Source organism: Teichococcus aestuarii, from assembly GCF_042651065.1.
Lineage (GTDB): Bacteria > Pseudomonadota > Alphaproteobacteria > Acetobacterales > Acetobacteraceae > Pseudoroseomonas > Pseudoroseomonas aestuarii.
This window is the reverse complement of the sequence record NZ_JBHSCH010000004.1, coordinates 192,326-212,993: the sequence shown is the minus strand read 5'-3', so window position 1 is coordinate 212,993 and position 20,668 is coordinate 192,326. Positions and strand designations below refer to the sequence as shown.

The window sequence follows — 20,668 nt, the reverse complement described above, 5'->3', positions numbered from 1 at the left end:
CGCCCGCCGCCGGGCGTTCAGTCGATGCGGCGCAGCCCCTTGGCGAAGCGGCGCCAGTTCCGCACGTAGTTCTCGGCCGAGGCGCGCAGGCCGGCGATCGCCGCCTCGTCCAGCTCCCGCGCGGCCTTGGCGGGCGAGCCGATGATCAGCGAGTTGTCGGGGAATTCCTTGCCCTCGGTCACCAGGGCATTGGCGCCGATCAGGCAGTTGCGGCCGACCCGCGCATTGTTCAGCACCGTGGCCCCCATGCCCACCAGCGTGCCGTCGCCGATGGTGCAGCCATGCACGATGGCATGGTGGCCGACCGTCACCCCGGCGCCGATGGTCAGCGGCGCGCCGGGATCGGCGTGCAGCATCGCGCCCTCCTGGATGTTGGTGCCGGCGCCGACGATGATGGGCGTCCGGTCCCCGCGCAGCACGGCGCCGAACCAGATGCCCACATCCTCGCCCAGCGTCACGTCGCCGATCACATGCGCGTCGGGGGCGATCCAGTAGCGGCCGGCCTCCGGCAGGCGGGGCGCGATTCCATCCAGTTCATAGAGCGGCATGGCGTTTCCTGTGTTCTTCCCGGCGGGGTGGCCCCCGTCCGCGCGGTAGGATGCGTCAGGGGGCGGCAATGGTCCAGCACCCCCCTCCCCCACGCGCCAGGGCCCCTTGCCCCTGCCGCCGGAAGCCTCTAGCGACGGCGGCATGACCCGGTCCGCCTCCGCCATCACCGTGCTCGGCGCCTCGGGGCGCACTGGCGCGGCCCTCTGCCGCGCCCTCCTCGCCCGCGGCGACAGCGTCATCCCCGTGGTGCGCAACCCGGCCCGCTGGGCGGCGCGCGGCATCCCGCTCGAGCCCCGCCTGGCCGAGATCGGCGACCACACGGCGCTGGCGCGGGCGCTGGAGGGGGCGGAGCGCATCGTCTCCACCGCCCATGCGCGCTGGGCGGCCGCCATCCAGCGGGCGGCGCCGCCGGATGCCACGCTGGTGCTGATCGGTTCCACGCGCCGCTTCTCGCGCTGGCCGGACGCGCATGGCGATGGCGTGCGTGCCGGGGAGGCCGCCTTCCTGTCGGGGCCCCAGCCGGGGGTGATGCTGCACCCCACCATGATCTACGGCGCCCAGGGCGAGAACAACGTGCAGCGCCTGGCGGCCCTGCTGCGCCGGCTGCCCGTGGCGCCGCTGCCGGGGGGCGGCCGGGCCCTGGTGCAGCCCATCTACCAGGACGACCTGACCGCCTGCCTGCTGGCGGCGCTGGACCGCGACTGGCCCACCCCCCGCACCCTGGTGCTGGCCGGCCCGGAGCCCGTCGCCTACCGGGATTTCCTGGCGGCGGTGGCCCATGCCGCCGGGCGCCGGGCGCCGCCGGTGCTGCCCATGCCGCTGGCGCCGCTCGTCCTGCTGGGCCGCGTGGCCGCGCTGGTGCCCGGCCTGCCGCGCATCGGCCCGGACGAGCTGCGCCGGCTGACCGAGGACAAGGCCTTCGACATCGCCGAGATGCGCGCCACGCTGGGGGTCTCGCCCCGGCCGCTGGCGGAAGGGCTGGCCGAAACCTTCGCCCACGCCACGGGTTGAGGGCGGCGGCCGCCCGGGCCGGTGCTGTGGCAGAAAGGTTACGCCTTCTGCCATGTCGGTCATCATGACGGTGCAGCCGCAACCGTACGTTGTTCCGCTCCGTTATCCTGCCGAGACGCAAGCGCCCGGGAGGGCGAAGCCCGTGACTGATGACAGGCCACAGACGATGAAGACGCAAGCTCCGCCCGCCCTCCGCAGCCTGCCCGACCGGGCGCTGGATGCCTGGCTGCGGGCCAATCTCGAGCAGCCTGCCGCCCTGGATCAGGACCAGGATCTTCCGGCCGAGCTGGTGGCGCTGGTGCGCCATGCCAGCTTGAACTGACCGCCGCCTCCGCCTGAGGGAGAGCCACGCCGCTCTCCCTCCTCTCCACGCCTTCAGCGGGTGGCCGCGCAGAGCAGCTCCACCGCCTCGGCCCGCCCCAGCACCACGGGCCGGCGCCAGCCCGCCAGTTCCTCGGCGGCGCCGAACCCCGCGAAATCCTCCCACCCTTCTGCGCCAAGGGTGCGGATGGTGCCCCCCGCCGCCTGCACCAGCGCGAACCCGCCGGCCACGTCCCAGGCATTGGGCCGCTCGAACCGGGCCACTTCCAGCAGCCCCGCCGCGATGAAGGCGCACTCGATGGCGGCCGAGCCGGTCCGCCGCACCTCCCAGGCCGAGGGGATGTTCGGCGCATGGTTGGCCAGCCCGGCGAGGCGCCGGCGGATCGCCGGATTGTAGGCGCGGGCGACGGGCTCCTCCTCGAAGCGCAGCGTGCTCTGCACCGTCGCGTGATAGACACCGGCGCGCAGCGCGTGGCTCGAGGCGCACCACACCGCGCCCGCAATCGGCCGGCCGTCCAGCAACACGCCCACGGAGCCGGAGAAAAGCGGAAAGCCGTTGATGAAGTTGGCGGTACCGTCCACGGGGTCCACCGCCCAGACGAAGCGGCTGCCGAAGGCGGGGCGGTCCGGCATCTCCTCGCCGAGCACGTCATGGTCGGGAAAGCGCTCCGCCAGCCGGGCGCGCATCAGCACTTCCACGGCGCGGTCCACTTCCGAGACCGGGTCGCGCAGGCTGAGCTGCCCGGCGGGATCGCTCTTGTATTCCACGGCCAGGGTATGGCCCAGCGCCTGCGCCATCTGCGTCCCGGCCAGACGGGCCAGTTCCAGCGCCATCGCCTCGATCTCGGCCAGAAGGGCGGGGCTCAACCCATCCGGCAGCCCGACTCCGGCGGCGCTCATGCCACGCGCTCCGCCGCGGCGGGAACCAGCACGGTGAGCGCCTCCTGCTCCAGCCCCAGGCGGATTTCCTCGGGCAGCGTCTCGTCGCGGCACGTGTCGTCCTGCCGCACCGGGCCGGCGGGCCATGAGAGGACGATCTCATGCGCGGCGCGGCTTAACGTCGGCGGCGGCCCCTGCTCGGGGGCGTGCAGCCACGCGATCATGGCCTCGCGCCGCTCGGGTGGCAGCACCACAAGGTCCAGCCGGCCGTCTCCGGGGCGGGCCTGCGGCGCGATGGCCAGGTTGGGGCCGAAGAGCGGGATGTTCATGGCTTCGGCGAACAGGCTTTCCCCTTCCCATGGCTCGCCGTCCAGCAGGGCCCGGAAGCGCCGCGGCTCGGCATGGGAGAGGATGGTGCGGAAGGCGGCACGCCCGGCCTCGATGCCTTCCGTGCCGCTCTTGTCGGCATGGTCCACAGCGCGCGCGAGCGCACCGAAGCCCACCGCCTCCAGGAAGCGCTGGCGCTCGCCCAGGCCTTCCACGAAGGCGCGGTCAAGCCGGACCTGGCGGGCCTGCCTCCAGGATTCGGCGAAGGCCCGATGCGAATCCCACAGCCCCAGGGAGCGTGCCAGGTTGTTGGCGGTGCCGAAGGGCAGGATGGCCAGATGGGCCCTGCTGGGCATCCGCGTGGCGATGCGCCCGACCGTGCCGTCGCCGCCGGCCACGATGACCAGATCCGGCGCCGTCTCCAGCGCGCTGGCGGCGGCCTCGCCCTTGCTGGGGCAGACGCGCAGGGAGAGGCCGGCTCTCTCGAGCGCCGCCGTGAGCTCCCGCAGGGAATGGTCGCCCTGCCCCGCGGAAGGATTGTGGAACAGAAGAGCTTGCATGCCGAGGTAACACAGCATGGACGCCGCCGTTCCCCGGTCCCTTGAAGGGAGGAGGGGATGGCGCTTCTCAACTTCGCGCGCGGACCGCAAACAACTGTAGAAAAAAACGGACGAAGCGCGTTAATTCATCGCCATCAAAACAAATTCTATCAATTCTTCCGCGCATGCGGTTATCATGTCGCTTCACCAGTCATGTTAGTATCCAACAGCGGGCCGCCGAGAAGCGAACCCACCGCTCCCGCACGGACCGGCTTCGGAGGACAAAAGTTTCGTGAACCTGACGCCTGAAGAGGCCGCCATTGCGAAGGCGCGCGGCTGCCGCCTGGTCGCGGCTGATGCACAACAGGTGGCTGTGTTGTCGATGCAACGGCGCGTGTTCTGGATCCAGGGCGAGCCCTGGCTGATCATGCGGGAGGATGGCTTCTTCGAAACGGCCGCCACGCTCCGGCATCTTCTGGAACAGCCCGGGCCCGTGGCGGTTCCCGCGCCCGAGGCGCCCGCTGCTCCTGCCGCGCCGGCTCCCGCCGCCGCGGATGCCACCGCTTCCGACATCGCCGCGTCCGAGCCGCCCGCCGCCGAGCCGCCCGCCGCCGAACCACTTCCGGCGGCAGTCCCTGCCGGCATGGCCGCGGCGCAGGAACCGGCGGAGATGCCGGCGGATGCCGGGGCGCCGGAAGCGGAGGACACGCCGCCCCTGCCTTCTCCGCCGCTGCCTTCTCCATCCCTGGCTTTTCCGCCGCTGCCCGTGCCGCCGGACCTGCCGATCGCCGGTGGCATCCTGGCGCTCGGGGCGCAGGATGCCCCGCCACGGACCATTCCGGCGGCGCTGGTGATCACCGCGAACATCGTCTCGCGCTATGTCGCCGCCACGCCGGTGGACACGAAGGACCTGCCGGACCTGATCCGCAGCATCCATCGCAGTGTTTGTGCGTTGCAACCAAGCAAGGAAGGGGCCTGATCCCGGCTCCCTTCCGCGCGGTTTCCTCCGCGGTGCCGGGAGCAGCCCTGCCGCCCGGATGAGCGGAGGCGCGCACAACGCTGAAAGGATGACCGTGACGCTTGCGCTGCATGGCCTGGACAGGTTGATCCGCCTGCGCCAGCGCTGGAGCCGCCTGTTCGTCGGCGCGCCGGAAGGCCCCGCGGATGATGGCCGCCTGAACGAGATCGCCGATTTCGGCGAAAACCCGGGCGCGCTACGGATGCTCGTCCATGTGCCGGCCGCGCTCCGCCCCGGCGCGCCGCTGGTGGTGGCGCTGCATGGCTGCACCCAGACCGCTGCGGGCTATGACCGCGGCTGCGGCTGGTCCGCCATGGCGGACCGCCTCGGCTTCGCCCTGCTGCTGCCCGAGCAGCGCAGCGAGAACAACCCCAAGCGCTGCTTCAACTGGTTCGCCCCGGACGATACGCGCCGCGATTCCGGCGAGGCCGCCTCCATCCGCCAGATGGTGGACCACATGCTGCGCGAGCACCGGCTGGACCCGCGCCGCGTCTTCGTCACCGGCCTGTCGGCGGGCGGCGGCATGAGCTCGGCCCTTCTGGCCTGCTATCCGGAGGTGTTCGCGGCAGGGGCCATTCTCGCGGGCCTGCCCCATGGCGCCGCCGCCAGCGTGCCGCAGGCCTTCGAGGCCATGTTCCAACCGAAGATCCTGAGCGCCGAGGAACGGGCCGCGCCGGTGCGGGCCGCGTCCGGCCATGCCGGGCCCTGGCCGCGGATATCCGTCTGGCAGGGTGCCGCGGACCGGACGGTGGCCCCGGCCAATGCCGACGAGATCCTGAAGCAGTGGCTGGCGCTGCACGGGCAGGACCTGGAGCAGCCCGCCGGCAGCGCCACGGCCGATGGCGTGACGCACCGGCTGTGGCTGGCGCCGGACGGCCGGCGGCTGGCCGAGGCCTACAGCATCGACAGCCTGGCGCATGGCGTGCCGCTGCACCCGCCCGGCGAGGCGCAGGAGCATGAGGGCCGGATCGGCGAGGCCGGCCCCTACATGCTGGATGTCGGCCTTTCCTCCACCCATGCCATCCTGGATTTCTGGGGCCTGGCACCGGCCCCGCAAAGGGCCTTCGTGGTCAGCCGCGGCGGCGAGGCACGGGAGGTGACGGAGCGCCCCTCCCTGGCCGCCCGCCTGCTGCGCAAGGCCCGGCGTCTGGCCGGGCTGGGGAGCGATTGACCGACCCGCCCGGCCCGCGCCACAAAGCGCGCGGGCGCCATGACGGGGCGTCCGCAACCATGGCGGGTGGACCCCTTGACGAATCCCTATCTCGGTCTTCCGGACCATGCCTTCTGGTCGCGCGCCGTCTCGCGCCCGGCGGCGCGGGATGCGGTCGATCCGCTGGCCGGCACCCCCTTCACCATCGGCCCGCGCGACGCCGTGGCCACGGCGGGAAGCTGCTTCGCCCAGCACATCGCGCGGCATCTGGTGGCGCAGGGCTTCAGCTATCTCCGGGCGGAGAGCGGCGGCGACCCGGAGGCCGACCCGCATGGCTACGACCTGTTCTCCGCCCGCTACGGCAACATCTACACCTGCCGGCAGCTGCTGCAGACCTTCAACCGCGCCTACGGCCTGTTCGAGCCGCAGGACGATGTCTGGCAGCGGCCGGACGGGCGCTATGTCGACGCCTTCCGCCCGCGCATCCTGGAGACGGGGCATGACAGCTCGAAGGCGGTGCGGCGGGCGCGGGAGCCGCATCTGCAGGCGATCCGCCGCGCCTTCGAGGAATGCGACGTCTTCGTCTTCACCCTGGGGCTGACGGAGGGCTGGGTCAGCCGGCTGGACGGCGCGGCCTATCCGCTGGCGCCCGGCGTGGTCGGCGCGGGCCGGCCGGCGGAGGACTACGCCTTCCACAACTTCACCGCCGCCGAGACGCGCGCCGACCTCGCCACCTTCCTGGCCCGCCTGCGGGCGGTGAACCCCCGGGTGCGGGTGATCCTGACGGTCTCGCCCGTCTCGCTGATCGCCACCTACACGGCGCAGCACGTGCTGCCGGCCACGGTCTACAGCAAGTCCGTGCTGCGGGTGGCCGCGCAGGAGGTGGCCGACGGCCTGCCGGGCGTCCTCTACTTCCCCTCCTTCGAGATCATCACCGGCCCGCAATCCCGTGGCCGGTACTACGAGGAGGATCTGCGCTCCGTGACGCCGGAGGGCGTGGCGGCGGTGATGGACGTGTTCAGCCGGCACCTGCTGCGCTTGGCGGAGGAGGAGGATGGCGAGGCCGCGGCGGCCGAGCCCTTTCCGCTGCCGGAGGAGCCCCCCGCCGGGCCGCCGCCGTCCGATATCGGGGCTGGCACGGTGCCGCCCTCCCTGCGGCAGGACTATGCCGCCGAATACGCGCAGAACCTCGACATCATCTGCGACGAGGAGGAGATCGAGCGCAGCCTGCGCTGAGGCGCCGCCGGTTTCCTATGTTTTCCCGCCCGGCCGAAGGCGCCGGGCGATGCGCCACGGGTCCTGAAGAGGTGTCAGACGTCGAGATGAAAATTCTGCTCATCGGCAATTGCCAGACGGGCTCCTTCCGGGACGCGCTCCAGATCTGGCTGCCGGGGGCGCGGATCGACCACTTCCCGACCACGCGCCCGGATACCGCCCGCCAGGCGGAGGAGATCGCCGCCGCCATTCCCGGCTACGACCATGCCTTCGTCCAGCCGATCGGCGGCGCCCGCTTCGGCCCGCTGCGCCGCCAGGCGCTGGCGCAGGCGGCGCACGCCAACCTGCACTTCATCCCCGGCGTGACCTTCGGCGGCTACCATCCGGACTGCGTCTCCCTCGGCGATACCGCGGGGAACATCCAGGGGCCGATGGGCACCGGCAATTCCGCCCTGATCGCCGCCGCCTTCGTGGCCGGCCTGCCGCCCGAGCGCACGGCCCGCATGTTCAACAGCTTCGTCTATGCCCGGCTCGGCTATTTCGACGAGTTCGCGCTGGCGAGCCAGGCCTTCACCGCCCACATGGCGGGCTTCGGCCTCGACGGCGCCGCCCTGCTGCAGGGCTGGCGGGGCCGCGCCTTCATGCACACCGTGATCCACCCCAAGCCCTACGTCATCTCGGACATCGCCCATGCGGTGCTGCGGCGGCTCGGCCTGGTGGAGGAGCACACCGGCGAACTGGGCGATGCGCTGGGCGACCGGCTGCTCAACCATCCGGTCTGGCCGGTCTACCCCGAGATCGGCCGGCGCCTGGGCCTCCGGGGGCACCTGCATTTCCGCGGCTCGATCACGGGCAAGGGGGACCGGGAGCTCAACGTGATGGACCTCCCGGCCTATATCGCGCGCAGCTTCGAGCATTACGCCACCATGTCGGAGCGGGTGGCGCAGGCGGTGGCCGGCCACCGCCGCGCCGCCGCCGCGCTGGCGCTGCTGCGCGCCGAGCTGAACCTGGCGGAGGCCGCCATCGGCGCCGCCTGAGCGCGGCGCCGCGGCACGCTCAGAACATGGCGGTGGGCGCCACGGTGGAGCCGGTGCCGCCGCTGATCTTCAGCGGCTGCAGCATGAAGGCGAACTCCGACTGGCCGCGCCGCGCCAGCTCGTCCAGCTTCATGTTCTCCAGCAGGTGCACGCCATGCACCACCAGCGCCAGCTGATGCACCGGCAGGCTGGCATCCGGCATGGTCTTGGAGGGCGCGCATTCCACCGGCCAGTTGTCGGAGCCCATCAGCATCGGGTTGCGCTGCAGGATCCACTGCGCCGCCGCCACGCCGATGCCGGGGCAGCCGGCGACGTAGCGCGCATTCTCGCGGCCCCAGAGCAGGCCCCAGCCGGTGTGGATGATGACGGCGTCGCCCTCCTCCAGCGCCACGCCCTGCCGTTGCAGCGCCTGCTCCAGGTCGGCCACGGTGATCTCGTAGTCGTCGGGTAGGGTCTGCACCCCCTTCAGCCCGGCCACGTCGATCAGCACGCCGCGGGTGAAGATGGTGCCGACCCGGTCCACCCCCATCTCGCGGAAGCCGTCGCGGCCGGCGATGTCCTCGTACTTGACGCAGTTGTACACCTCGTCGCCGATGGTCTGGTGCGGGAAGGCGTCGAGCTGCGTGCCGACCTGGCCGATCTCGGAGACCACCAGCTCCTCGTTGCTGCCGCGCCGGTTGGCCTGGGGGTTCATGAAGGTGCGCTTCAGGTGCACGTCGAAGCGGCGGGTGCCGAAGAAGGGCATGGTCTGCGCCAGGGTGTGGCCCAGCTCCACCATGGTGCCGTTGCGCACCAGCCCGGCGGCGCGCTTGGCGCGCTCCGGCGTCATCAGGTTCATGCTGCCGCGCCGGTCCTGCGGGCCCCAGCGGGAGGGGCAGCGCTCACCCGAGGCCGGCGGGCTCCAGCGCGGGGACGAGGTGGACTGGGCCTGGGCCGGCGTGGCGCGCAGCCCGAGATGCGCGCCGCCACAGCCGAGGCAGGCCGCGCCGAGCAGGAACCGGCGGGAGAGGGATTTCACGGCATATCCTCCACAGGGCTTGCTTCATGGGCGGCCTCTTGCGGGCCGCGCCTTCAGCCTGCGGGCGTGGCGGGAGGATGGCCAGAGCCAAGCCGGGGCGGCCGGGCCCGCTCAAGATTTTGTGACGAGTCCGAACCGAAAAGGCTCAGCGGCGCGTGCTCCGGTAGAGCGTGCCGTTCCAGGCGGCGCGCCGCCAGGGGCCGTTGACGAAGCGCATCTCCAGATCCTGCCAGCCCTGGCTGCGCTCGCCGGCCAGCCGCACCCGGTCGGCGAAGAAGGTGCCGATCTCGACATGGCGGCCATCGGGCTGGCGCTGCAGCACCAGCATCGGGCAATCCGCCCGGCCAAGCGGCGCGCAGCCGCGCGGGGTGGAGAGGCGGGCCAGGATCTCCGGCTCGCCATCGCCGTTCAGGTCGAGGCGCAGAGTCTCGACCTCCACTGGCAGGCCGTTGGCCCGGACACGGACCAGCAGGGGGCCGCGCGCCTGCTCCACCGCCGACAGCGCCGCCGGGTCGGCCGCCGCGAAGCGGGGCATGGGCGCCTCGGCCCGGGCCGGGCCGGCCGCCGTGAACCCCTCCAGCGCCGGGCCGAGCCCGGTGCCCAGCACCGCGCCCAGCGCCAGCATCCCCAGGCCCCGCATCATCCATCCGCCGCGCATCGCTCCGCCCTCCTGGCCCGGCATCGTCCGCCCGTCCGGCAGGATGGCGCGGCAATGCTTGCGGCGCGGTGAAAGCGGCGCCGCGCGCGCTCAGCCCGCGCGGTGGAACAGCGGCATCAGGTTGTTGGCCGGCATCTCCTCCACCGGGCCGGGGCGGAAGCCGGCGGCGACGGCCGCGGCGGTCACCGCCTCCAGGTCGCGCACGCCCCATTCCGGGTCGCGCTGGCGCAGGCTCTCGTCGAAGGCGGCGTTGCCGGGGGCGGTGTGGGCGCCGCCCCGCCGGTAGGGGCCATAGAGCAGCAGCGGCGCCCCGGGCGGCAGGCAGCGCGCGGCGCCCGCCATCAGCGCCGGCGTCGCCGCCCAGGGGGCGATGTGGATCATGTTGACGCAGAGCACGGCATCCGCCCGCGTCACCGGCCAGTCCGGCGCCCGCACGTCGAGCGCCAGGGGCGAGCGGAGGTTGGGCAGGCCCGTCTCCGCCAGCCGGGCGGCGAGGCTGGCGCGTGCCTCCGGCGTCGGGTCGGTGGGCTGCACCGTCCAGCCGGGCAGATGGGCGGCGAAGTGCACCGCGTGCTCGCCGCCGCCGCTGGCGATCTCCAGCAGCAGCCCGGCGGGCGGCAGGTGGCGGCGCAGCACCGCCAGGATGGGGTCGCGGTTGCGCAGCGCGGCGGGGGAGGAGATGCGGGGGTCTTCGCTCATCCCCCTCACCTTCCCCGCCCGGGCGGCGCCGTCAAGCGGCGCGGCTCAGCCGCGGCCGAGCAGCGCCGCGCCCATGCGGCGCAGGCCGAGCACCTGCTGGCGCCACCAGCCGCCGGTGGCCAGCGCCTCCGGCAGCGAGGATTCGCCGGTGGGGCGGAAGATGTCGCGGCGGAAATCGGCGGTGCCGAACATCCAGTCCCACACCGGCAGCAGCACGCCGTAGTTGCGGCCTTCCTCGCCCGGCGCCAGCTCGCTGTGGTGCAGCCGGTGGAAGCGCGGCGAGACCAGCAGCCGCTCCCCCACCCGGCCGAAGGAGAGGCGCACATTGGCGTGGCTCAGCGCCTCCGCCAGCCGCAGCACCAGCACCACGATGGGGAAGTGCCCCGGCGGCACGCCGATCAGCAGCGCGATGCCGCCGAACCAGACGGCGCCGATGACGTCGTCCAGGATGTGGTTGCGGTCATCCGTCCAGAAGGTCATCTGGCGCTGGGCGTGGTGGATGGAATGCAGCGCCCACCACCAGCCGAAGGTGTGCTGGAAGCGGTGCCGCCAGTACTCGCCGAAATCCAGCACCACGATGTAGACGGCCAGCGCCAGCAGCGGCCAGTCCCGCAGGATCGGGAAGAGGGTCTCCAGCGTCGGCGGCACCCAGCCGCTGTCGGCCACCGAGGCCTCCCACCAGGCGCCGAGCGAGGCGAAGGCGATGAAGGCCAGCAGCGGCAGCAGCCCGAGCCGGGTGAGCACGGTGTAGAAGACATCCGTGCGGATGCTGCGCCCGTCGGTGCGCGGCTCCACCGGCTTCCACGCCTCCAGCGGCCGGCACACGGCGTAGATCACCAGCACCTGCACCACGCCGAACAGCGCGAAATTCATCCACTCGAAGGCGTCCTCGGCCCATTCCATCAGGCCGAGCGCGTAGAGCGCGGGCTGGACCAGCACCTCGAACAGCCAGCCCTGGCCCATGTTCCAGGCATCCTGCAGCGCGTCGATCATGCGCGCCCTCCTCTTTCCTCAGGCACCGCGTGTCGTCTCAGGCACCCGGCCTTCTCAAGCACCCGGTCTTCTCAAGCACCCGGTCTTCTCAAGCACCCGGTCTTCTCAAGCACCTTGGGCCGGCAGGGTGGCGAAGCAGAAGCCCTTCGCCAGCAGCCCGTCCAGCAAGGCGGGAAAAACCAGCCCGTAGGGCTCGCGCCGGCTGCGCACGCCCCAGTGCATCACCAGCACCTCGCCATCGCGGATGGCGCCCAGGGCGCGGGCGAGCAGCGCGGCGTTGGGGTGGGCGGCGCTGTCCAGCTCGTCGCCCAGGAAGCCGTTCGCGGTCCAGCCCTGGTGGCGCAGGCCGCAGGCGGCGGCCAGTCGCAGCGCGTTGGGGCTGGTGCGGCCGCCCGGCGCGCGCCACAGCGGCAGGATGCGGGCCTCCGGCGCCATGGCGCGCAGCGCATCGACCGGCCGCGCCAGCTCGGCGCAGAGGCCGGCGCCATCCAGCACCACCGCCCCCTCCCCCCGGCGGGAGGCGTAGCGCACCCGCCCCGGCCCGGGATCGGCGCCGAAATACCAGTGGCGGAAGGTGTGGCTGGCGAAGGCGTGGCTCTCCGCCGCGCGGGCGCGCCAGAACGGCGCCCAGCCCTCGCCCAGGGTGCGGCCGCCGCGGTAATCCGGCTCGTCGGCGACGAAGAGGGTGGCGCGCACGTCCCGCGCGCGCATGGCGGCGGCGATGTCCTCCGCCTCCCGGCCCCAGCCCGTGTCGATGGTGAGGTAGAGCGTGCCGGCGCGGCATTGCGCCAGGGCCGGCCTGGAGAGGGCCTGGCTGGCGGCCGGCTGGGCGGCCAGCCCGCCCAGCGCCACGCACAGCAGGCCCCGGCGGGAGGATGGCAACCGCATGGCGCTCAACGGGCCGGGGCGGCCGGCGCCCCGGCGGCGGGCGGCGCGGCCACTGCGGGCGCGGGCGGCGGAGCAGCCCCTGGGGCCACGCCAGCGGCCATTCCCGGAGCCATGACGGGGGCCATCTTGGCGGCGGCGGGCGGCGGGGGGGGCGCGGCGGGTGCCGGCGCCGGGCTGGCCGTGGCGCCCGGCGTGGCGGCGGCGGTGGTCCCTGCGGCGGCCTCCGGCGCGGCGCTGGCCACGGCCGCGTAGAGGATGCCGTGCGGCGAGCGGCCGACGCGCTGCGTCTCCAGCTTGCCGGTCTCGACATCCAGCACGCCGATGCGGCCCTGCCAGCGCAGCGTCACCCAGAGCCGGCCCTGCGGGTCGATGCTGATGCAGTCCGGCCCGCCCGGCACCTTCAGGCTGCGCACCACCTCGAGGCTGGCCGGGTCGAGCAGGGTGATACGGCTGTCCACCCGGCTGGTGACGTAGATCGTGCTGCCGTCCGGCGAGGGAAACAGCGCGTGCGCGCCGCGCCCGACCGAGACGGTGCGCTCCACCGCCTGGGTGGCGGGGTCCAGCACCGCCACGTGGTCGCTGCCCATGATGCCGACCAGCAGCCTGTCCCGGTGCCAGATGATGCCGGCCGGCTCCGGCCCCACCGGCACGGTCCAGAGCGGCTCCAGCGTCTCCAGGCTGATGGCGGCGACGGTGCCGCTGCCCTGGAGGGTGACATAGACCACGCGATTGTCCGGGCTGTAGGCGAGGTGGCTCGGCATGTCCGGCATGCCAAGCCGCTTGGCCAGGGTCAGCGCCGCGCCGTCCCAGCGGTAGATGTCCACCTGGTCCCGCCGCAGGCTGGTGATGACCAGGAAGCGGCCATCCGGGCTGAAGCCCAGGTGGTAGGGGTTGGAGAGCGCCTCGCGCCGGATCAGCTCGCCCGTGGCGGGGTTGATCATCAGCATCTCGTTGGCGCCGGAATCGCCCACCATCAGAGTGCTGCCATCCGGCGTCAGGGCCAGGTGGTGCACCTCGCGCAGCACGGGGATGCGGCGCACCTCCGCCCGCGTCTCGGCATCCAGCACCTGGATGGTGGCGTCGCCCGAGTTCAGCACATAGACCAGCCCGGCGGCGCGCGGCGCGGCGGGCGCGCCCAGCAGCAGCGCCAGGGCCGGCAGGGCCGCCAGCCAGGGGTGGGTCAGGCGCAGTCGGGGCATCCGCATCAGGCGAGGCTTTCGGGAAACGGCGGGCCGGGAGGACCAGGAGGAAGCACAGGAGAGGCGCGGCGGCCAGGATAGCAGCTTCGCCCCCCGGCCTGCCAGCAAGGCCATTCGCCCCCCCCCGCATGGTGGCCGCGCTCAGCCGCGGCCGAGGCGGCGCGGCTCCACCGGCTCCGGCGGCGCCGCCGCCACGGCGAAGCGCCCGGCATTGGCCGAGGCGGCGTGGTGCGCCGCCACCTCCCCCACCGTCGCCACCCAGGCCTCCGGCTCGGCGGTGACGCGCGCCAGCAGCCGCTCCAGCAGCACCAGCTGCTGCGCCCGGCCGGAGATCCAGTCATGCACCGTCACGGTCATCATCTGGCCCAGCCGGTGCAGCGCCGCCCATTCGTCCAGCCAGCCCTCCAGCACCGGGCCGGGCGCCATGGGCGGCCCGCGATCGGTCGGCAGGGCGGAGAACTTGAAGTGCACCGCGTCGTCGATCGCCCACTGCACCGGCACCTCCACCACGCCCTCCATCTCGTAGGGGTGGTCGGCGCCCATCAGCGAGCTGTCATAGAGGCCGTGGCGGCGCAGTTCGGCCAGCATGTGCGGCGTCATCTCCCAGGCGGGGGAGCGGAAGCCGCGCGGCGCGGCGCCCGTCTGCCGGCGGAACAGCTCGAGCGAAGCCTCCAGCGCCGCGGTGAACTCGGCATCGCTGCTCTGCGCCACGATCTCGTGGAACCAGCCATGCAGCCCCACCTCGTGCCCGCGCTCCAGGAAGGCGGGCAGCAGGTGCAGGTTGGCCTCGGCCACCACGCCGGGGACGAAGAAGCTGCCCTTCACCCCGAAGCGGTCCAGCAGGTCGAGCAGGCGCCAGATGCCCTGCCGCAGGCCGAAGCGGCGCTGCTCCAGCTGGCCCAGCATGCGGGCATCCTCCGGCCGGCGCTGCGCCCAGAGATAGGGCGCGTCCGCATCGACATCGACGCTGAGGCAGAAGGCACTGCGCTTCCCCTCCGGCCACTGGTAGGCCGGCCAGGGGCCCCGCTCCGCCCCGCTCACAGCGCCGACTTCTTGTCCTGGTGCACGGCGAGCGAACCGATGGAGTTGCCGCCATCCACCGTCATGGTGCCGCCTGTCATGTAGGCGGAGGCGCTGCTGGCCAGGTAGACCAGCGCGTTGCCGACATCCTCGGGCGAGCTGCCGCGGCCGAGCGGAATGGCCGCCACGGTGGCCTCCACATGCGCCGCCGTCAGCGGGCTGGCGGTGCTGCCGGGGGCAAAGCCGGGCTCCAGCGCGTTCACGCGGATGCCGTATTCCGCCAGCTCGATGGCGAAGCCCTTGGTCAGCCGGTCCAGCGCCGTCTTGGAGACGCAGTAGGGCACCACCGAGCGGCGCATCTTGCGCGAGGCGCCGGAGGAGATGTTGATGATGCTGCCCTTCACCCCCTGCCCCACCATCTGCCGCGCCAGGGCGCGGGTCAGCACGAAGGGCGCGCGCAGGTTGACATCCATGATGCGGTCCCACTCCGCCGCGTCGATGTCGAGCAGGAAGCCGCTGGGATAGACGCCGGCATTGTTCACCAGCACCTCGGCCGCGCCCCAGCGCGCGCCGATCTCGGCGGCCAGCGCCTCGATGGCGGCGGCGTCGGTCAGGTCCACGGCGCGGGCGAAGCCGCCCTCGCCCAGCGGGGTGGCCTCCGCCAGCGCCTCCAGCCCGGCGGCGTCGGCGTCCGTCAGGCAGAGCCGCGCGCCGGCGCGGGCGAAGGTGTCCACGATCCAGCGGCCCACCACGCCGCAGGCACCCGTCACCACCACCCGCCGGCCGGCCAGTTCCTGCGTGAAATCCATGGAGGTCGCTCCTCTTGCTGGCGAAGGCTCCGGGGCTATCCGAGCGAGAGAGAAGTGAAAAGGGCGGGGGAAGGAATTCCCCCGCGCCCCCATCTTTTTTCTGTCAGGTGCGGCGGGGCCAGTCGCCGGATTCGAAGCGGGCCGCGTCCATGGTGGGCAGGTCGAAATGGTCGCGCGTGCGGGCATAGGCGTGGCCGCCCATGCGGCCCACCGCGTCCAGCCCCGCCGGGTCCACATGCAGGCTGTCGTTGACGATGCCGGCGTGCAGATGGGCGTGCACCACCTCGCCCAGCACGATCTCGCGCGAGGCGCCGATCTCCAGGAAGGAGTGCAGCCGGCATTCCAGCGCCGCCGGCGCGGCGGCGATGCGCGGGCTGGCCACCGCCGTGCCGGGCAGCAGCGCCAGGCCCGCGCGCTCCAGCTCGTCCACCCCCGGGGGGAAGGGCACGGCGCAGACATTCATCGCCTCCAGCAGCGCGTCCGAGACGATGTGGACGGTGAAGCAGCCCGTCTCGCGGATGTTGCGCCCCGTATCCTTGGGCGAGCCGTCGGCGCGGAACTCGATGCCGAGCGCCACGATCGCCGGGTCGGCCGAGAGGCAGTTGAAGAAGCTGTAGGGCGCGGCATTCGGCCGGCCGGCGCCATCCACCGTCACCACCCAGGCGATCGGGCGCGGCACCACGGTGCCGATCAGCAGCTTGTAGCGCTCGCGGGGGGTGAGGCTGGCGAAGTCGAAGTCTCGCGTCTCGGTCATGCGGCGGCCCTGGGCTGGGTGGGGAGGGTCGGGAGGGGATGGGCGGGCGCGCGGGCCGGGGCGGTTCCGCCCCCTCCTGGCAGGGCCTGCGGGAATCGCATACCGTGCCCGGGCCGGGCGCGCCAGGGCGTGGCCGCGGCCCCACCCCTGACGCCGTCCTGGCCCTGCCGGAGCCTGCCCGCCGCATGACCGCGCTGCCCGTCACCTCCCTCTACGCCGCCCTCTCCGGGCTGCTGCTGCTGGCGCTCTCCCTGCTGGTGATCCGCGCGCGGCTCGCGGCGCGCGTGGCGCTCGGGCTCGGCGAGGATGTCCGGCTGCTGCGGGCCAGCCGGGCGCAGGGCAACTTCACCGAATACGCGCCGCTGACCCTGCTGCTCCTGCTGCTGCTGGAGGCCGCCGGCAGCGGGCCCGCCCTGCTGCACCTGCTGGGCGGCCTGGCGCTGGCGGGCCGGGTCCTGCACGCCATCGGCATCTCGCGCGAGCCGGAGACGCTGATCCTGCGCCAGGCCGGCATGGCGCTGACCTTCGCGGTGCTGGGCCTGGCGGCGCCGCTGCTGCTCCTGCGGCTCGCCGCCGGCTAGCCGCGCCCCGCACTCCCCCTTCGTCCCCGCGCGGCGCCGCCGCCAGCCCCGGAAGGCCCCATGACCCAGGATCTGCTGATCACCGACATCCGCCCGATGGGCGGCGCCCCCGCCGCCCTGCTGATCCAGGGCGGCCGCATCGCCGGCCTCGGGCCGGAGGTGACGGCGCCGCCCGGCGTGCCGGTGGAGGCCGGCGGCGGCGCCCTGCTGATCCCCGGCCTGGTCGAGGCGCACACCCATCTCGACAAGTCGCTGCTCGGCATGGGCTGGCGGCCGCACCAGGCCGGCCCGGCGCTGATCGACAAGATCGACACGGAGCGGCGGCTGAAGCGCGAATGGGGCATCGACCCGGCGCGGCAATCGGCGCGGCAGGTGGTGCAGTCGCTGCGCCACGGCACCACCCATATCCGCAGCCATGTCGATATCGACACCGAGCTGGGGCTGGAGGGGCTGGAAGGCGTGCTGGCGACGCGCGACGCCTACCGGGAGGCGATGGACATCGAGACCGTCGCCTTCCCGCAATCCGGCCTGCTGGCGCGCCCGGGCACGCTGGCGCTGCTGGAGGCCGGGATGCGCATGGGCGCCGACGTGGTGGGCGGCCTCGACCCCTGCGCCATCGACCGCGACCCGAAGGGGCATCTCGACGCGGTGTTCGGCCTGGCCGAGCGCTTCGGCAAGCCGGTGGACATCCACCTGCACGAGCCCGGCCTGCTCGGCGCCTTCAGCCTGGAGCTGATCTTCGAGCGCACCCTGGCGCTGGGCATGCAGGGGCAGGTGGTGGTCAGCCACGCCTTCTGCCTGGGTGATGCCGACACCGCCATGGTGGACGGGCTGCTGGACCAGATCGCGGCGCTCGACATCGGCATCATGACCACGGGCTCCGCCAGCCGCCCCGTGCCGCCCGTGGCGCGGCTGCGCGCGCGCGGCATCCGCGTCTGCTCGGGCTCCGACGGCATCCGCGACACCTGGGGCCCCTACGGCAATGCCGACATGCTGGAGCGCGCCATGCTGCTCGGCCTCCGCAACAATTTCCGGCGCGACGACGAGGTGGAGATGGCGCTCTCCGTCTGCACCGAGGGCGGCGCGGCGGTGATGCGCCTGCCGCATTACGGCCTGCGCGTCGGCGATTCCGGCGACGTGGTGCTGGTGGAGGCGGAGACGCTGGCCGAGGCGGTGGTGGCCCACCCGCCGCGCCGGCTGGTGGTCAAGCGGGGCCGGGTGGTGGCGCGCGGCGGCGTGGCGCTGGTGCAGGCACCCTGACGCACCGGCCCGCCCCTGGTCAGGCCGCGCGCCGCCCCCAGATGCGGCGGAGAGGCAGGGCAAGGGAACAGGGCCATGGATCGTCCGCAGCGCGTCGAGCCGGGGCCAGGGCAGGAATCGGTGTGGGACTATCCGCGTCCGCCCCGGCTGGAGCCGGTGCCGGAGCGGCTGCGCGTGGTCTTCGCCGGGCAGGTGGTCGCCGAGACCACCGCCGGGTGGCGCGTGCTGGAGACCAGCCACCCGCCCGTCTACTACTTCCCGCCGGCCGACATCCGCCCCGGCGTGCTGCAGCCCGCCCCCGGCCAGTCCTGGTGCGAGTGGAAGGGCCGCGCCGCCTACTGGTCGCTGGCGCTGGACGGGCGCACCGCGCCCGAGGCGGCCTGGAGCTACCCGGAACCGGTGCCCGCCTTCCGGCCCATCGCCGGCCACCTCGCCTTCTATGCCGGCCGCGTCGACTCCTGCTGGGTGGGGGAGGAGCAGGCGCGGCCACAGCCCGGCGGCTTCTATGGCGGCTGGGTGACCAGCCGTGTCACCGGCCCCTTCAAGGGCGAGCCGGGCACGCGCGGATGGTGAGCCGCCGCGCCCTGCTGGCCGGCCTCGCCTTCTCCGCCACGGCCCGCGCCGAGGCGCCCGGCCTCTGGGCGGCGCTGCGCGCGGGCGGCCATGTGGCGCTGATGCGCCACGCCACGGCCCCTGGCGTGGGCGACCCGCCCGGCTTCCGGCTGGAGGCGTGCGCCACGCAGCGCAACCTCTCCGAGGCGGGGCGGGAGGAGGCGCGGCGGATCGGCGCGGCCTTCCGCGCGCAGGGCCTCGGCGCGCTGCCGGTCTGGTCCAGCCAGTGGTGCCGCTGCCTGGAGACGGCCCGCCTGCTCGGCCTCGGCCCGGTGGAGGCGCTGCCGGCGCTGAATTCCTTCTTCCGGGACAGCGCGGCGCAGCCGGAATCCACCGCCGCGCTGCGCCGCTGGATCGCCGCCCGGGCGCCGCGCGGCGCCGCCCTGCTGGTGACGCACCAGGTGAACATCACCGCCCTGACAGGCCTCTTCCCCGCCTCCGGCGAGGTGGCGGTGCTGCGCGCCGACAGCAGCCCGCTCGGCCGCTGGCGCCTGCCCGGCTGAGCCACGCCCCTCCCGCCCCGGCTCGACGGCCGCGCCGGAAGCCGACATGGTGGCCGCCGGAGCACCCGGGAGGACACCACACCGCATGACGACGCAGGGCGCGATCCTGGCGCTGGACCAGGGCACCACCTCGACCCGCGCCATCCTGTTCCGCCCGCCGGCGCTGGAGCCGCTGGCCGTGGCGCAGGAGGAGTTCCCGCAGCACTACCCCGCCCCCGGCTGGGTGGAGCACGACGCGGAGGACCTCTGGCGCACCGCCCTCTCGACCCTGCGCGGCGCGCTGGCGAAGGCCGGGCTGGCGGCGGGCGCCGTCGCCGCCCTCGGCATCGCCAACCAGCGCGAGACGGTGGTGATCTGGGACCGCGCCACGGGCCGCCCCATCCACAACGCCATCGTCTGGCAGGACCGGCGCACGGCGCGGGCCTGCGCCGAACTTCGCCGCGGGGGCCATGCCGGGGCGGTGGCTGCCAGCACCGGCCTGCTGATCGACCCCTATTTCTCCGCCACCAAGATCGCCTGGCTGCTCGACCATGTGGAGGGCGCCCGCGCCGCCGCCGAGGCCAGGCGGCTGGCCTTCGGCACGGTGGACAGCTTCCTGCTCTGGCGCCTCACCGGCGGAAGGGTGCACGCCACGGACGCCACCAACGCCGCCCGCACCCTGCTCTACGACATCCATGCCGGGCGCTGGGACCCGGCGATGCTGGACCTGTTCCGCGTGCCCGCCGCCCTGCTGCCCGAGGTGCGGGACTGCGCCACGGAATTCGGCCACACCGAGCCGGGGCTGCTCGGCGCCGCCATCCCCATCCGCGGCATCGCCGGAGACCAGCAGGCGGCCACCATCGGCCAGGCCTGCTTCACGCCGGGCATGGTGAAATCCACCTACGGCACCGGCTGCTTCGCGCTGCTCAACACGGGGGCCGAGCCGGTGCGCTCCGGCCACCGGCTGCTCACCACCATCGCCTACCAGTTCCACGGGCGGCGGGCCTATGCGCTGGAGGGGGCGATCTTCGTCGCCGGCGCGGCGGTGCAATGGCTGCGCGACGGGCTGGGGCTGATCCGCGCCGCCGCCGAGAGCGGGGAGCTGGCGGCGCGCTCGGAGGCCGCGCGGCGGCTCTACATGGTGCCCGCCTTCGTCGGCCTCGGCGCGCCGCACTGGGATGCGGAGGCGCGCGGCGCCGTCTTCGGCCTCACCCGCGATTCCGGCCCGGCCGATTTCGCCCGCGCCGCACTGGAGAGCATCGGCTACCAGACGCGCGACCTGATCGAGGCGATGCACGCCGACTGGGCCGCGAGCCAGACGGCGGCGGGCGAGATCCCGGTGCTGCGCGTCGATGGCGGCCTCGCCGCCTCGGACTGGACGATGCAGTTCCTGGCCGACCTGCTCGACGCACCGGTGGACCGCCCCGCGGTGCAGGAGACCACGGCGCTGGGCGCGGCCTATCTGGCCGGGCTGCAATCCGGCCTCTGCCCGGAGCCGGAGGGGTTCGCGGCGGGGTGGCGGCTGGAGCGGCGCTTCACGCCCGACATGCCGGCCCGGGCGCGCGAGGCCGCCTATGCCGGCTGGCGCGACGCGGTGCGGCGGACGCTCTCCAGCCCGCGCCAGGCGTGACGGCCGGCGCGGCGGTGGC

23 protein-coding genes are annotated in these 20,668 nt (G+C 73.7%); 11 read left to right on the top strand and 12 right to left on the bottom strand.

What is annotated here, in order from left to right; translation table 11 throughout:
- Positions 1–17 precede the first annotated feature (17 nt).
- Positions 18–548: a gamma carbonic anhydrase family protein gene (locus ACFOY6_RS03800; RefSeq protein WP_109517294.1), complete on the bottom strand. Its 531-nt coding sequence runs from the start codon at positions 546–548 to the stop codon at positions 18–20.
- A gap of 142 nt (positions 549–690) precedes the next feature.
- On the opposite strand from ACFOY6_RS03800, the gene ACFOY6_RS03795 reads away from it, so the two are divergent.
- On the top strand, positions 691–1,560 hold the full coding sequence (locus ACFOY6_RS03795) for an SDR family oxidoreductase (RefSeq protein ID WP_379649046.1): 870 nt from the start codon (positions 691–693) through the stop codon (positions 1,558–1,560).
- 166 nt (positions 1,561–1,726) lie between these two features.
- Positions 1,727–1,882: a hypothetical protein gene (locus ACFOY6_RS03790; protein WP_379649044.1), complete on the top strand. Its 156-nt coding sequence runs from the start codon at positions 1,727–1,729 to the stop codon at positions 1,880–1,882.
- A gap of 53 nt (positions 1,883–1,935) precedes the next feature.
- On the opposite strand, the gene ACFOY6_RS03785 is transcribed toward ACFOY6_RS03790, so the two are convergent.
- Positions 1,936–2,781 carry an inositol monophosphatase family protein gene (locus tag ACFOY6_RS03785; RefSeq protein WP_379649042.1) on the bottom strand — a complete coding sequence of 282 codons (846 nt, stop codon included), beginning with the start codon at positions 2,779–2,781 and terminating at the stop codon, positions 1,936–1,938.
- Complete coding sequence (locus tag ACFOY6_RS03780) at positions 2,778–3,647, bottom strand: diacylglycerol/lipid kinase family protein (protein ID WP_379649040.1); 870 nt, start codon at positions 3,645–3,647, stop codon at positions 2,778–2,780. The genes ACFOY6_RS03785 and ACFOY6_RS03780 overlap by 4 nt, the downstream gene beginning before the upstream one ends.
- Positions 3,648–3,918: 271 nt before the next feature.
- Here ACFOY6_RS03780 and ACFOY6_RS03775 point away from each other — a divergent pair, with 271 nt between their 5' ends.
- From ACFOY6_RS03775 to ACFOY6_RS03760, 4 genes are all read left to right on the top strand, one after another.
- Complete coding sequence (locus ACFOY6_RS03775) at positions 3,919–4,605, top strand: hypothetical protein (RefSeq protein ID WP_379649038.1); 687 nt, start codon at positions 3,919–3,921, stop codon at positions 4,603–4,605.
- An 88-nt stretch (positions 4,606–4,693) separates the two neighbouring features.
- The gene (locus ACFOY6_RS03770) at positions 4,694–5,815 is read left to right on the top strand and encodes an extracellular catalytic domain type 1 short-chain-length polyhydroxyalkanoate depolymerase (RefSeq protein WP_379649036.1); all 1,122 of its coding nucleotides are present in this window, start codon (positions 4,694–4,696) and stop codon (positions 5,813–5,815) included.
- Positions 5,816–5,890: 75 nt separating this feature from the next.
- Entirely contained in the window at positions 5,891–7,030 is a 1,140-nt protein-coding gene (locus tag ACFOY6_RS03765) for a GSCFA domain-containing protein (protein ID WP_379649034.1), read from the top strand.
- A gap of 86 nt (positions 7,031–7,116) precedes the next feature.
- Complete coding sequence (locus ACFOY6_RS03760) at positions 7,117–8,046, top strand: WcbI family polysaccharide biosynthesis putative acetyltransferase (RefSeq protein ID WP_379649032.1); 930 nt, start codon at positions 7,117–7,119, stop codon at positions 8,044–8,046.
- Between the two features lie 19 nt (positions 8,047–8,065).
- Here ACFOY6_RS03760 and ACFOY6_RS03755 read toward each other — a convergent pair whose 3' ends face one another.
- The 9 genes from ACFOY6_RS03755 to ACFOY6_RS03715 form a co-directional block, all read right to left on the bottom strand.
- Positions 8,066–9,064, bottom strand: coding sequence for a cyclase family protein (locus tag ACFOY6_RS03755; RefSeq protein ID WP_109517287.1), 999 nt, complete (start codon positions 9,062–9,064; stop codon positions 8,066–8,068).
- A 145-nt stretch (positions 9,065–9,209) separates the two neighbouring features.
- The gene (locus ACFOY6_RS03750; RefSeq protein WP_109517286.1) at positions 9,210–9,722 is read right to left on the bottom strand and encodes a hypothetical protein; all 513 of its coding nucleotides are present in this window, start codon (positions 9,720–9,722) and stop codon (positions 9,210–9,212) included.
- A 90-nt stretch (positions 9,723–9,812) separates the two neighbouring features.
- Positions 9,813–10,421 (bottom strand): DUF938 domain-containing protein, encoded by a 609-nt coding sequence (locus tag ACFOY6_RS03745; RefSeq protein WP_379649030.1) that lies wholly within the window; start codon positions 10,419–10,421, stop codon positions 9,813–9,815.
- 45 nt (positions 10,422–10,466) lie between these two features.
- Positions 10,467–11,414 (bottom strand): sterol desaturase family protein, encoded by a 948-nt coding sequence (locus tag ACFOY6_RS03740; protein WP_379649028.1) that lies wholly within the window; start codon positions 11,412–11,414, stop codon positions 10,467–10,469.
- Between the two features lie 105 nt (positions 11,415–11,519).
- The gene (locus tag ACFOY6_RS03735; protein WP_379649026.1) at positions 11,520–12,302 is read right to left on the bottom strand and encodes a polysaccharide deacetylase family protein; all 783 of its coding nucleotides are present in this window, start codon (positions 12,300–12,302) and stop codon (positions 11,520–11,522) included.
- Positions 12,303–12,307: 5 nt separating this feature from the next.
- Positions 12,308–13,507 carry a YncE family protein gene (locus ACFOY6_RS03730; protein ID WP_379649024.1) on the bottom strand — a complete coding sequence of 400 codons (1,200 nt, stop codon included), beginning with the start codon at positions 13,505–13,507 and terminating at the stop codon, positions 12,308–12,310.
- A 135-nt stretch (positions 13,508–13,642) separates the two neighbouring features.
- A complete protein-coding gene (locus tag ACFOY6_RS03725) occupies positions 13,643–14,542 on the bottom strand; it encodes a polysaccharide deacetylase family protein (RefSeq protein ID WP_379649022.1) in 900 nt (299 codons plus the stop codon).
- On the bottom strand, positions 14,539–15,330 hold the full coding sequence (locus tag ACFOY6_RS03720) for an SDR family NAD(P)-dependent oxidoreductase (RefSeq protein WP_379640776.1): 792 nt from the start codon (positions 15,328–15,330) through the stop codon (positions 14,539–14,541). Before ACFOY6_RS03720 ends, ACFOY6_RS03725 begins: the two co-directional genes overlap by 4 nt.
- A 103-nt stretch (positions 15,331–15,433) precedes the next feature.
- The gene (locus tag ACFOY6_RS03715; RefSeq protein ID WP_109517280.1) at positions 15,434–16,084 is read right to left on the bottom strand and encodes a flavin reductase family protein; all 651 of its coding nucleotides are present in this window, start codon (positions 16,082–16,084) and stop codon (positions 15,434–15,436) included.
- A 185-nt stretch (positions 16,085–16,269) separates the two neighbouring features.
- Between ACFOY6_RS03715 and ACFOY6_RS03710 the strand changes: the two genes are divergently transcribed.
- From ACFOY6_RS03710 to glpK, 5 genes are all read left to right on the top strand, one after another.
- Complete coding sequence (locus ACFOY6_RS03710) at positions 16,270–16,665, top strand: MAPEG family protein (RefSeq protein WP_109517423.1); 396 nt, start codon at positions 16,270–16,272, stop codon at positions 16,663–16,665.
- A 60-nt stretch (positions 16,666–16,725) separates the two neighbouring features.
- Positions 16,726–17,925: an amidohydrolase family protein gene (locus ACFOY6_RS03705; protein WP_379649019.1), complete on the top strand. Its 1,200-nt coding sequence runs from the start codon at positions 16,726–16,728 to the stop codon at positions 17,923–17,925.
- Between the two features lie 75 nt (positions 17,926–18,000).
- On the top strand, positions 18,001–18,498 hold the full coding sequence (locus tag ACFOY6_RS03700) for a DUF427 domain-containing protein (protein WP_379640772.1): 498 nt from the start codon (positions 18,001–18,003) through the stop codon (positions 18,496–18,498).
- Positions 18,495–19,040, top strand: a complete 546-nt coding sequence (locus ACFOY6_RS03695; protein ID WP_456316929.1) for a histidine phosphatase family protein — start codon at positions 18,495–18,497, stop codon at positions 19,038–19,040. Before ACFOY6_RS03700 ends, ACFOY6_RS03695 begins: the two co-directional genes overlap by 4 nt.
- Before the next feature lie 85 nt (positions 19,041–19,125).
- Entirely contained in the window at positions 19,126–20,649 is a 1,524-nt protein-coding gene (glpK, locus tag ACFOY6_RS03690) for a glycerol kinase GlpK (protein ID WP_379649018.1), read from the top strand.
- The last annotated feature ends 19 nt before the right edge of the window (positions 20,650–20,668 follow it).